Raw genomic sequence first — 10,450 nt, 5'->3', positions numbered from 1 at the left:
CCCGAAGGGGCGCCCCAAAACGCGCCCGAGTAGGCGCAAAGCACAGCCGTAGCTCGGGCTACGGCGCGCATTTGCAACGCCCTCTGGCGTGTTTTGGGGCGTCAAAGCGGGCATGACCAATTCCCTCTCAGCCTCTCAGCGCCCCCGCACGGCGGCACGCGCCTGGCGCAGCCGCTCATCGAGGTAGGCAGCGTAAAAGTCGGGCAAATAACCGCCGACGAGCCGCTCGGCCACCTCGACCCCGCCGCGGCCGAAAAACAGCACCGTCGGCGCGACACGAACCGCCCACCGGTTGGCCAGATCGTCGTGCGTGGTGGGCTTGCCGTCGAAGTCGAGCACCGGGCGGCGGCTGCGTTTGTCGACCTGGACGAGCTCGATCCGCCCTTCGGCATACATCGGGCCGAGGTAGTGGTCCCGCGCCACCACACAGAAGGGGCAACCTTCGAGACTGACCATCACCACCAGCGGCTCGCCGCGTCGCAGCGCCTGCACGAGCGAGGCCCGCAGGTCGCTGGCGGGCTGCAGCAGAAGATGCTCGGCCTGCGCGATCCGCAGGGCGCCCAGCCCCGCAGCCGCGGCCAGCCACCATTCCCGCCGGCGCAAGGTCCGGCCCAACAGGCTCGAACGCATGCTCATTTGGATTCGCGCTCCATGAGCAAATAGGTGTTGTAGGCATTCATGCGGTTGGCCACCTTGAACAGCGGCAGCGCCTCGAAGGCCGACCAATCGGTCGCCTCATAAGCGGACTCGAATGGTTCGAGATTGCGCGCCGCCTCACCCATCGTCTTGCGCAGATAAGCCAGATAGTCGCGCGTGAGCTGCATGTCCTTGCGCGGTTCGGCAGACAGCGGACCGTGGCCCGGCACGACGACCGTCGCATCGAATCCGAGCAAAACATCAAGCGCCTGGATCCAGTGACCGCTGTCGGCCTGTCCCACGAAGGGAATGCGGCTGCGAAACACCAAATCGCCCGCAAACAGCAGCCGCTCGGACGGCACGTACACCGCGAGGTCCTCGGGCGTATGCGCGGGGCCGAGGTGTTTGATGACGAAGTCCACGCCGCCGAGTCGCAGACGCCGCTCGTCGTCGACCCACTCGTCGGGTGGCACCAAGCGGGTGTTCTCGTCGATCCACGGCGCCAAGTCTTGCCGTGAAGCCTCCAGCCGCAGCCGCGCCGTCTCCGAATTGAGGTATTCGCGCGCAGCGCGATGCGCCAGGATGCGCGCGCCCGCCTTCTGGAAGGCCTGCAAACCATAAATATGGTCCGCGTGATAGTGCGTCACGATCACCCACTTCACCGGCTGGGGCGTGATCTTGGCGATCTCCGCCATCAAACGCTCGGCCAGCGCCGGCGAGCCCAGCGCGTCGATCACCACCACGCCCTCGGGCGTCACGACGAAACCGGCGTTGGAAATGAAATTCTGGTTCGCACTCGACCCCAGCGCCGACACCCCCTCGACATACCAAGCCGAAGGCGTCACCTGCACCGGCTTCATCGGCACGAGATCGGCGGCCTGCGCGAGCGCCGGCAGCAGCACGGTGAACGCAAAACTCAAAAACAGACCGAGCCGGATCGAGACGCGCCTCAACGCCTGGGCGCAACAGAAAAATCCATCGTTCACGAATTCACTCCAAAAGGTGTTGCGGCTTGGGGTCGCTGCACCGCACAAAGCTTGACCGGGGTCAACATCGCTCCCGTCCCCGGGGCTAGCATTTCCATCATTATTTCCGGAATCATCGAAACACACCATGGCGCTCGCAAACTGGATCGAAACTTGGGGTGAAGGAACGGTGCTCGCCGTCGGGGGCATCGTGATCGGCGCCCTCTTCGGATTTCTCGCACAACGCTCGCGCTTCTGCTTGCGTTCGGCGGTCATCGAGTTCTGGCACGGTCATTTCGGCGAAAAGCTCGCGGTTTGGCTGCTGACGTTTTCGGCCGCCGTCGTAGGCGTGCAGTCGCTCATCTTGCTCGGCGCGCTCGACGTCGGCAGCGCGCGTCAGCTCGCCTCGCGTGGCAGCCTCTCGGGCGCCTTGATCGGCGGCCTCCTCTTTGGCATGGGCATGATCATGACGCGCGGCTGCGCCAGCCGTCTGCTGGTGCTGTCGGCCAACGGGAACCTGCGCGCGCTGCTCTCCGGCTTGATTTTTGCGGTCACCGCGCAGGCGGCCCTCGGGGGGGCGCTCTCGCCGCTGCGCGAAAGCATCAGCAGCTGGTGGATCGTCGAAGGCGGTTCGTCTCGTGACCTGCTGGCCCTGACCGGGGTTGGACATTTCGGTGGCTGGTTGTTTGGTTGTGTGTGGGCGGCTGCAGCCCTGTTTTTCGGTCTGCGCAGCGTTGGTGGAACCTGGAAGTGGGTCGGCGGCATCGGTGTGGGCCTATGCGTCGCAGCCGCTTGGTGGTTCTCCTATGCCGTGGCCCAGAACTCTTTTGAGAGCGTGCGCATCCAGGGCCTGACCTTCAGTGGCCCCTCGGCCGAGTGGCTGATGCGCGTGCTGGTTCGGCCGGCTCCGCCGATCGGCTTCGACTTTGGCTTGATGCCCGGGGTTTTCCTCGGCTCCCTCATCGGCGCGCTGATCGGGCGCGACTTCAAGGTCGAGGGCTTCAAAGACGGCTACAGCATGCACCGCTACATCATCGGGGCGGTCTTGATGGGCTTTGGCTCCATGCTCGCCGGCGGCTGCGCGGTCGGCGCAGGCGTCACCGGGGGCGCGATCTTCGCCCTCACGGCCTGGGTCGCGCTCGTCGGCATGTGGCTGGGCGGCGGACTCATGGACTGGCTGCTCGACCAAAAGCTCGCCCAAGTGCAGTTCTGGCAACACCGTGCCACGCCCGCCGTCGCCCCCTGAACTCAGACTCGTTCGGGCACGCTCGTTTCTGACCCATGAGCGCTTTGCGCGCATCCACTCATTGAGGCTTCATCATGCAGATTGACCGCTTTTCCCCGTGGGTCGCAGCCGCTGTCTTGGCGCTCTTTGCCGCCGCGCCCGCCCTAGGCGAAACCGACGCCGCCACACTGGCGACGCAACGTTGCGCCGTCTGTCATGGCGCCCGAGGCGAAAGCAGCAATGAGCAATTCCCTCAGTTGGCCGGCCAAAACGCCCGCTACCTCAGCAAACAGTTGCAGGACTTTGCCAGCGGCGCCCGCACGCACGTGGCGATGAACGTGATCGCCCGAGAGCTGAGCGGGGAACAGATCGAGGCGTTGGCTCAGCACTATGAACGGCTCAAGCCGCAGGCGCACCCCGGCACCGACCCCTTGCTGGCCAACGTCGGGCGCTACATCTGGGAACGGGGCAACCCGTACACGCGGGTTCCGGCGTGCACGTCTTGCCACAAGGAAGCCGGGCTGGGCAACGCCCATCTGCCCCGGCTCGCCGGACAGAATCCGCGGTACGTGATGAACCAGCTCCAACGCTTCCACGCGCGAGAGCGGCAAAACGACGCAGGCCCCATGGCTTATGTGACCGGCGGTCTGTCCGAACTCGAAATGCGCGCGGTGGCCGAATACATTGGCGGTTTGGGGCGGCACTGAGCGCGCGCCTAGCCTAGCCGAACGTCCAGCTGTAGAGCCAGCCAGCGGCGCGCGAATCTGCGTTATAGGCCGCTGACGTATTCCGCCACGGCGGCCATCTCCAGCGGCGTCATCTTCTCCACGATGGTGTGCATGACCGCGTTGTCGTTGGTGCGCTCGCGGGTGTGGAACTGCTTGAGCTGGCTTTCGACGTAACCGGCATACTGGCCCGCCAGGCGCGGCAGCGATGCGGAGCCTAGCCCGGCCGGGCCATGGCAGCTGGCGCAGGCCGGAACGCCACTGAATTTATTGCCATGCAGATACAGGTATTTGCCCACCGCAGCCAATTCCGGGTCTTTCGGCGGCTCGGGCTGGACTTTCTGCTTCTCGAAATACTTGCCCAAGGCCACCATGTCTTCGGAGCTGAGCTTGGCCACCATCTCGCCCATCGCCGTGCTCTTGCGTTTGCCGGACTTGAAGGCTTCGAGCTGTTTGGCGATGTACTCGGCGTGTTGGCCGGCCAAGCGCGGAAACACTTCGCTCGAAGACTCACCCTCGGCACCGTGGCAGACGAAACACACGCCATTGACGATCTTCTTGGCGCGGGCTTCGTCACTCTGGGCGTGGGCGGACAGCGCCAACATGGCCATCGCTGCGGCGAAGAAGCGGTTGAACCGTCGCATGTTTATATGCTCACTCAGTGAAATAAATCTGAAAGAAAAGCGCCGCTCGGTCAGCAAGCGGCGCAGGGCGCTCGTCCTGATCGGGCGCGGCCAGCGATGACGCTCGCCGCAGGCCCGAGCGGGATCATCCCAGCGTGTCCGCCCAGATGTTACGCGCCCAGCCGAGCGCGTAACGACCTTCCAACTCGCTCGCGGCCTTGGAGATGCCACCGGAATCAGGCACGGTGAGCATGGTCTTCTTCTCAGCGTCGTAGCGGTGCACGCTGGCGACATGCACGGCATCTTCGTCGGTCACGAAGCTGTAGCAGGTGTTGTTGTAAATCGGCAGACTAGGCACCGGCTTGCCGCTGAGCAGCGCCACGACGGCGGCGGCACAGGTCTTGCCGTGCTGATTGGCCATATGCCCGGACTTGGGCATGCCGGGCGCGATCTGGATCGAGTCGCCAATCACATGCACGTTCTTCGCGGCTTTCGATTCGAAGGTCAGGAAGTCCACCTCACACCAACGCTTGTTGGCCGTCGCCAGACCCGTCTTCACCGCGATGTCGCCCGCACGCATGCTCGGCACCACGTTCGCAACGCTGGCCTTGAAATCGTCGTTGAACTCGAACTTGAGCGTGCGCGTCGCGGCATCGACGTCGGTGACGCGGTGCTTGGGCCGGTATTCGATCATGCCGTCGTAGTGCTCTTTCCAGGCCTTGAGGAACAAGCCCTTCTTGGACTGGATGTCATCGTTGGCGTCGAAGATCACCACCTTGCTCTTGGGCTTGGCGCGCTTGAAATAATTGGCCACCATGCAGGCGCGCTCATACGGGCCCGGCGGGCAGCGGTAGGGCGCGAGCGGAATGGCGAGCGCGTAGACGCCGCCGTCGGGCATGGCTTCGAGCTGCTTGCGCAGCGCCACCGTCTGCGGACCGGCTTTCCAGGAATGCAGCACCTGCTCCTGCGCGCCGGGCTTGGCCATGCCCGGCAGGGTTTCCCACATGAAGTCCACGCCGGGGGAGACGATCAAGCGGTCGTAGGGCAGTGTGTTGCCGCCGGCCAAGCGCACCTGCCGCTTGTCCACGTCGATGGCCTCGACGCGGTCGCGCACCAGCGTCACGCCGTGCTTCTTCACGAGGTTGTCATAGGTGATGGTGATGTCATCCATCGACTTCAACCCGGCCAGCACCAGGTTGGAAATCGGGCAAGAGATGAATGTGGGGTTGGGCTCGACGAGCGTGACGTCCACCCCGCCCTCGGACCACATCCGGACATACTTCGCCGCGGTCGCCCCCCCGTAGCCGCCACCGATGACCACGACCTTGGGCTTGTTGCCGCCGACGCTCGCGCATCCGCCAAACAGCGTGGCGCTGGCCAACACGGAACCGGCCGCGACCCCTTGTACAAATTGACGACGTTTCATGCTCGATCTCCTCGTTCTTATTTCTTCAGTGCCGCGAAATAGCCAGCCAGTTGCTGGAGCTGCTCATCGGAATAGCCTTTGGCAATCTGATGCATCAGCGTCGCAGGCTTGCGCCCGGTCTTGAAGTCGAGCAATTTTTTCAGCAACTCGTCCTGCTTCTGCCCGGCGAGGGACTCCATGCCCTTCTCCGCAACACCGTGGGTGCCGTGGCAGTTGGCACACGCGGCAGCCCAGCTCCGCAGTTGCACCGCGTCGGCCGGCTGTGCCTGGGCCACGCCCAAACCTGCAGCCAGCGCCAAGGCTCCAGCAATCCATGTCTTCATCGTCGCTCCTTCGGTTGATCGTTTTCGTTCGCCCAAACGCCCAACAGCGTTCGGCCTACCCCTGATCGGGCGCACAATGCCCTGATCTATATCAGCGCTTTGCGAATCAATAATAAATTTTCGTCACTACCGTGACAGCCCGGGAAAACCCGCCTGCGCCACGTCAGCGCAAGGTCAGGCTGACGTCGATTTTTCGCCGCCGGGTCCGTCGTCGATCTGACTTTCGATGGCGATTTGAGTGCAAACCGCGCGACACAGGCTGGCCACCCGGTCATCGATGATCCGGTAATAAATCTGCACCCCCTCGCGCCGCTTGCCAAGGACGCCGGCCTGGTAGAGCGTGTTGAGATGCTGCGACATATTCGGCTGCGTCGCATCGATTTCTCGAAGCAACTCGCCCACGTTCTTCTCACCGTTGCACAAGCTGCTGATGATCTTGAGCCGCATCGGGGCCGACATGACCCGAAAAACTTCCGCAGCAAGCTCGAACACCTGATCGGACTCGCTGTAGGACGGGATGGTATCCGGCGTTTTCGTGGATTTGGACATGGCTCTCAGTCGGTCGAGTCTCCGAACCGTACGGCGGTGCATTTTCATACAAAACCCGAAATGTGCACGAGATTGGCCGCGGCGCAACCGGCGCCCCTTCAGCCTCCCCCGCCCAACTTCAAGCCGTCCTGTCGACGGCGCGCTCAAACGCCACATGGCCGCCGACCAGCGTCGCCCGCACGCGCCCGGGAAGTTCGTAGCCCTGAAACGGGGTGTGCTTGCCGTGGCTGCGCAAGCCTTCGGCCGTGACGACCCAGGCCGCCTGCGGGTCGAAGACACAGACATCCGCCACCCCCCCTTCGACCAAGCGGCCCAGACTGGCTTGCAAAGACCCCATGGATGAAGCCAATATGTCCGCCGGGTGGCTCGTGAGCGTGGCCCAGGCCCGCGTCGTCGGTATGCCCTCGTCGAGCGCCCATTTGTGCGCCAGCGAGGCCAACAACTCGATCGCGGTCGCCCCAGGCTCGGCCTGACCGAACGGCAAGGCCTTCGCGTCCGAACCGACCGGGTTGTGATCGGAAACCAGCGCCGTGAGCGTGCCGTCGGCAAGCGCGGCACGCAAGGCCGCGCGATCGCGGGCCTGGCGCAGCGGCGGGGACAGGCGCGCATGGCTGTCGAAATAGCCGATGTCGAGGTCGGTGAGATGCAGCGAATGCACGCTCACATCGGCCGTCACCGCCAGGCCCTGCGCCCGCGCCGCCCGCACGAGTTCGACGCCTGCAGCACTGCTGAGTCGACACAGATGCACCCGTGCGCCCGTCGCGCGGACGAGTTCAAAAATCGTATGCAAGGCGATGGTTTCCGCGGCGACCGGAACCCCGGGCAGACCCATGCGCGTCGCCAGCGACCCGCTAGCGGCCACCCCGCTGCCCAGGTAGGCATCTTGGGGACGCAGCCAGACCGTGTAGCCGAACGTGCTGGCATATTGCAGCGCACGCAGCAGAACCTGGGTGTTGGCCATGGCCTGGTCCGCCTGACCAAAGCCCACACAACCCGCCTCGGCGAGGTGGACCATCTCGGTGAGCGCCTCGCCTGCCAAGCCCTTCGTCAAGGCACCGAGCGGAAACACCCGGGCCTGATGCAGCCGCTCGGCGCGGTACCGCAGCATCTCGACCAGCCCCGGTTCATCGAGCACGGGGTCGGTGTCCGGTGGGCAGACCAGCGCCGTCACCCCGCCTGCGACCGCAGCGGCCATCTCGGACTCCAGCAGGCCAACATGTTCGTGCCCTGGCTCTCGCAAGCGCGCGGCCAAGTCGATCAAACCCGGCAGAATCAGACAGCCTTGCGCGTCGATGACACGGTCCGCTGCAAAGCCCGCGGGCTCATTGCCGAGCGCCACGATCCGCCCCGAGGCGACCGCCACACTGCCGGGCTCATCGCGCCCCGATGCCGGGTCGATGATGCGCCCCCCTCGAATGATGAGCTTCATCGCAGCGCTCCCTCGTTCAACATCCATGCAACCATCACGATCACGCCTCGTTACCAGCCACGATGCTCATCACGGCCATACGGACCGCAATGCCAAACGTCACCTGCGGCAGGATCACGCTCTGCCGGCTGTCGGCCACCGCAGAATCGATCTCGACGCCGCGATTGATCGGGCCGGGGTGCATCACGATGGCGTCGGCCTTGGCCCACTGCAGGCGCTCGGGCGTCAGGCCGAAGCTCTTGAAAAACTCCTGGCTCGAAGGCAGCAAGGCACCACTCATGCGCTCGTTCTGCAGCCGCAACATGATGACGACGTCCGCATCCCGCAGGCCCTCCTGAAGGGTGTGGCAGACCCGAACCCCCATCGCCGCCATGTCAGCTGGCACCAAAGTCTTGGGCCCGACCACCCGAACCTCGGCGCATCCGAGGGTGGTGAGCGCGTGGATGTCCGAGCGCGCGACCCGCGAATGCAAGACATCGCCAACGATTGCCACCGTCAGGTTGGAAAAGCCGCCTTTGTAGTGGCGTATGGTGTAGGCGTCGAGCAGCCCCTGCGTGGGGTGTGCATGTCGGCCGTCGCCGGCATTGATGACGTGGACATGCGGGGCCACATGCTTGGCGATCAGGAATGGCGCGCCCGACTCGCTGTGGCGCACCACGAAGATGTCGGCGGCCATGGCCGAGAGGTTCGCAATCGTGTCGAGCAGCGACTCGCCCTTGGAGGCAGAAGAGCGCGCGATATCGAGGTTGATCACGTCCGCAGACAGGCGTTTGGCTGCAATCTCAAAGGTGGTTCGGGTCCGCGTCGAGTTTTCAAAGAAGAGGTTGAAAACACTTTTTCCCCGCAGCAAGGGCACCTTCTTGACCTCTCGGTCGTTGACACTGACGAAATTGCTGGCCGTGTCCAAAATGTTGGTGAGGATGTCCCGGGGCAGGCCCTCGGTCGATAGCAAATGGATCAGCTCCCCGTGTCGATTGAGCTGAGGGTGGCGCTGGTGCAACATTCAAGCCTCCTCGATGCGGAACCGGAATTGCCCCTGCTCCCCGCGGTCCAGCGCGAGTTTCATCGAGGGGCCAAGCACGACGCTCGCCGCAGCAAAGTCCGGCTGAATGGGTAACTCCCGCCCGCCGCGATCGACCAGAACGGCCAGTCGCACGCGCGCCGGACGTCCGTAATCGAACAGCTCATTGAGCACCGCGCGCAGCGTGCGGCCGGTGTGGATGACGTCGTCGAGTAAGAGAATCTCCGCGCCTTCGACATCGAAAGGCAGACGGGTTTTCCCCCCGTAGCTCAAGCCGCGCCGCGAAAAATCATCGCGATGCAAAGAGGACGAGATGACGCCCGGCTCGCCCGCCCTCTGCCAGTCTCGGTGCAAGCGTTCGGCCAGCCACGCCCCTCCCGAAGTGATGCCGACGAGTTTCACCGATTCGTCAGCCCAGGGACGCACGCCGTCGCGCAAGGCCACATACAAAGCCTCCGCGTCGAGCGGCAACGATCCCGTCGTGGTGATGCTCATGTCAACTCCGAAAAAAACTGTTCGAGTATGACGCAGGCGCTCGCAGCATCGAGGTCATAAGCACCCCTCGCCTGCGCCTCGGTCGTGCTGTAGCGCTCATCGACTTCGAACACGGGCATGCCGAAGCGGGCGCGCAGTTGCCGGGCAAAACGCCGCGCCCTTTGGGTGTTTTCATGGGGCGCCCCGTCCGGATGGAAAGGCACACCGACGACCAAGGCGTCGGGCTGCCACTCGGCAATCCGGGCGGCTGCAGCCTCCATGCGGGCCGCCCCCTCGGCACGTATGGTCGGCAAAGGTGTAGCCTGCGCCAGAAGGCGGTTGCCCACCGCGACGCCTGTGCGCTTCAATCCGAAGTCGAAGGCCAGAAACGTCGCCAGCCCCTCGACGCCAGCGCGGCTGAATCCATCCTCTCGGGTCATGCGTGACCCGCCTGTCCCGAAAGCCGGCCTGCGTCGATACCCAGTAGTGCCATTGCCCGCTCGTACCGTTGCTCGATCGGCACCTCGAACAGCAAGGATGGGTCAGCCTCGACGGTCAGCCACAGGTTCTCGAGCAACTCGGACTCGAGCTGCCCGCCCTCCCAGCCCACACATCCGAGCGCTACACACAGCCGTCGAGGTCCGCCGCCGCAGGCCAAGGCTTCCAGCACATCGCGGGAGGTCGTCAGGGCGACATCGCGGGAAACCCGTCGAGTCGAAGAAAACAGGGCGTTTTGCGGCCCGGCTTCGAGATCCAATAACGGCTCGTGGAGCACGAAACCCCGATCCATCTGCAACGGCCCACCCTGGAGGACGATTTGCCGGCTCAGCTCCGAGCGGGCCAAGGGTAGGTCGACCTTGTCGAACAAGCCACCGAGATCCATCGAACCGGGTTTGTTCACGACCAAGCCGAGCGCTCCGTCCTCGGTGTGCTCGCACAGATAGATGACGCTGCGCGCAAAAGCACCGTCTTCCAAACCCGGCATGGCAATGAGGAAATGATCTGCGAGGTCGGTGCCGGTGGAGTCGCGAGGCATGCCAGAATTTTACCGATG

The 10,450-nt window shown here is 64.3% G+C and carries 13 protein-coding genes; 2 read left to right on the top strand and 11 right to left on the bottom strand.

The window, feature by feature from the left end:
• Window positions 1-135 precede the first annotated feature (135 nt).
• Both JHC36_RS07980 and JHC36_RS07975 read right to left on the bottom strand, forming a co-directional pair.
• The gene (locus JHC36_RS07980; RefSeq protein WP_287918011.1) at window positions 136-636 is read right to left on the bottom strand and encodes a thioredoxin fold domain-containing protein; all 501 of its coding nucleotides are present in this window, start codon (window positions 634-636) and stop codon (window positions 136-138) included.
• Window positions 633-1,496 carry an MBL fold metallo-hydrolase gene (locus tag JHC36_RS07975; protein WP_287918013.1) on the bottom strand — a complete coding sequence of 288 codons (864 nt, stop codon included), beginning with the start codon at window positions 1,494-1,496 and terminating at the stop codon, window positions 633-635. The genes JHC36_RS07980 and JHC36_RS07975 overlap by 4 nt, the downstream gene beginning before the upstream one ends.
• Window positions 1,497-1,749: 253 nt before the next feature.
• Here JHC36_RS07975 and JHC36_RS07970 point away from each other — a divergent pair, with 253 nt between their 5' ends.
• Window positions 1,750-2,847, top strand: coding sequence for a YeeE/YedE family protein (locus JHC36_RS07970; RefSeq protein WP_287918009.1), 1,098 nt, complete (start codon window positions 1,750-1,752; stop codon window positions 2,845-2,847).
• Window positions 2,848-2,921: 74 nt separating this feature from the next.
• Window positions 2,922-3,533, top strand: coding sequence for a c-type cytochrome (locus tag JHC36_RS07965; protein WP_287918006.1), 612 nt, complete (start codon window positions 2,922-2,924; stop codon window positions 3,531-3,533).
• A gap of 62 nt (window positions 3,534-3,595) precedes the next feature.
• On the opposite strand, the gene JHC36_RS07960 is transcribed toward JHC36_RS07965, so the two are convergent.
• The 9 genes from JHC36_RS07960 to JHC36_RS07920 all read right to left on the bottom strand — a co-directional run bounded on the left by JHC36_RS07960 (window position 3,596) and on the right by JHC36_RS07920 (window position 10,432).
• On the bottom strand, window positions 3,596-4,195 hold the full coding sequence (locus JHC36_RS07960) for a c-type cytochrome (protein ID WP_287918003.1): 600 nt from the start codon (window positions 4,193-4,195) through the stop codon (window positions 3,596-3,598).
• Window positions 4,196-4,319: 124 nt separating this feature from the next.
• Window positions 4,320-5,600 carry an NAD(P)/FAD-dependent oxidoreductase gene (locus tag JHC36_RS07955; protein ID WP_124222263.1) on the bottom strand — a complete coding sequence of 427 codons (1,281 nt, stop codon included), beginning with the start codon at window positions 5,598-5,600 and terminating at the stop codon, window positions 4,320-4,322.
• 17 nt (window positions 5,601-5,617) lie between these two features.
• Window positions 5,618-5,923, bottom strand: a complete 306-nt coding sequence (locus JHC36_RS07950; protein WP_124222676.1) for a c-type cytochrome — start codon at window positions 5,921-5,923, stop codon at window positions 5,618-5,620.
• Between the two features lie 174 nt (window positions 5,924-6,097).
• Window positions 6,098-6,472, bottom strand: a complete 375-nt coding sequence (locus JHC36_RS07945) for an ArsR/SmtB family transcription factor (protein ID WP_287917998.1) — start codon at window positions 6,470-6,472, stop codon at window positions 6,098-6,100.
• A 118-nt stretch (window positions 6,473-6,590) separates the two neighbouring features.
• Entirely contained in the window at window positions 6,591-7,901 is a 1,311-nt protein-coding gene (locus tag JHC36_RS07940) for a dihydroorotase (RefSeq protein WP_287917995.1), read from the bottom strand.
• A 40-nt stretch (window positions 7,902-7,941) separates the two neighbouring features.
• Window positions 7,942-8,904 carry an aspartate carbamoyltransferase catalytic subunit gene (locus JHC36_RS07935; protein WP_287917993.1) on the bottom strand — a complete coding sequence of 321 codons (963 nt, stop codon included), beginning with the start codon at window positions 8,902-8,904 and terminating at the stop codon, window positions 7,942-7,944.
• A complete protein-coding gene (gene pyrR, locus JHC36_RS07930; protein WP_124222271.1) occupies window positions 8,905-9,417 on the bottom strand; it encodes a bifunctional pyr operon transcriptional regulator/uracil phosphoribosyltransferase PyrR in 513 nt (170 codons plus the stop codon).
• Entirely contained in the window at window positions 9,414-9,836 is a 423-nt protein-coding gene (gene ruvX, locus JHC36_RS07925) for a Holliday junction resolvase RuvX (RefSeq protein ID WP_287917989.1), read from the bottom strand. The genes pyrR and ruvX overlap by 4 nt, the downstream gene beginning before the upstream one ends.
• Window positions 9,833-10,432, bottom strand: coding sequence for a YqgE/AlgH family protein (locus JHC36_RS07920; protein WP_124222275.1), 600 nt, complete (start codon window positions 10,430-10,432; stop codon window positions 9,833-9,835). Before JHC36_RS07920 ends, ruvX begins: the two co-directional genes overlap by 4 nt.
• Window positions 10,433-10,450 lie beyond the last annotated feature (18 nt).

The sequence above is a fragment of the Tibeticola sp. genome (assembly GCF_022759015.1).
GTDB lineage: Bacteria > Pseudomonadota > Gammaproteobacteria > Burkholderiales > Burkholderiaceae_C > Tibeticola > Tibeticola sediminis.
Note: the sequence above shows the minus strand (reverse complement) of the source record. Positions and strands in the feature narration are given on the sequence as shown.

Excerpts from the sequence above, each read along its gene's own strand:
- JHC36_RS07920 (WP_124222275.1), bottom strand. The coding sequence starts at position 10,432 with ATGCCTCGCGACTCCACCGGCACCGACCTCGCAGATCATTTCCTCATT.
- JHC36_RS07975 (WP_287918013.1), bottom strand. The coding sequence starts at position 1,496 with ATGAAGCCGGTGCAGGTGACGCCTTCGGCTTGGTATGTCGAGGGGGTG.
- JHC36_RS07950 (WP_124222676.1), bottom strand. The coding sequence starts at position 5,923 with ATGAAGACATGGATTGCTGGAGCCTTGGCGCTGGCTGCAGGTTTGGGC.
- JHC36_RS07940 (WP_287917995.1), bottom strand. The coding sequence starts at position 7,901 with ATGAAGCTCATCATTCGAGGGGGGCGCATCATCGACCCGGCATCGGGG.
- JHC36_RS07970 (WP_287918009.1), top strand. The coding sequence starts at position 1,750 with ATGGCGCTCGCAAACTGGATCGAAACTTGGGGTGAAGGAACGGTGCTC.
- ruvX (WP_287917989.1), bottom strand. The coding sequence starts at position 9,836 with ATGACCCGAGAGGATGGATTCAGCCGCGCTGGCGTCGAGGGGCTGGCG.
- JHC36_RS07945 (WP_287917998.1), bottom strand. The coding sequence starts at position 6,472 with ATGTCCAAATCCACGAAAACGCCGGATACCATCCCGTCCTACAGCGAG.
- JHC36_RS07955 (WP_124222263.1), bottom strand. The coding sequence starts at position 5,600 with ATGAAACGTCGTCAATTTGTACAAGGGGTCGCGGCCGGTTCCGTGTTG.
- JHC36_RS07965 (WP_287918006.1), top strand. The coding sequence starts at position 2,922 with ATGCAGATTGACCGCTTTTCCCCGTGGGTCGCAGCCGCTGTCTTGGCG.
- JHC36_RS07935 (WP_287917993.1), bottom strand. The coding sequence starts at position 8,904 with ATGTTGCACCAGCGCCACCCTCAGCTCAATCGACACGGGGAGCTGATC.
- pyrR (WP_124222271.1), bottom strand. The coding sequence starts at position 9,417 with ATGAGCATCACCACGACGGGATCGTTGCCGCTCGACGCGGAGGCTTTG.
- JHC36_RS07980 (WP_287918011.1), bottom strand. The coding sequence starts at position 636 with ATGAGCATGCGTTCGAGCCTGTTGGGCCGGACCTTGCGCCGGCGGGAA.
- JHC36_RS07960 (WP_287918003.1), bottom strand. The coding sequence starts at position 4,195 with ATGCGACGGTTCAACCGCTTCTTCGCCGCAGCGATGGCCATGTTGGCG.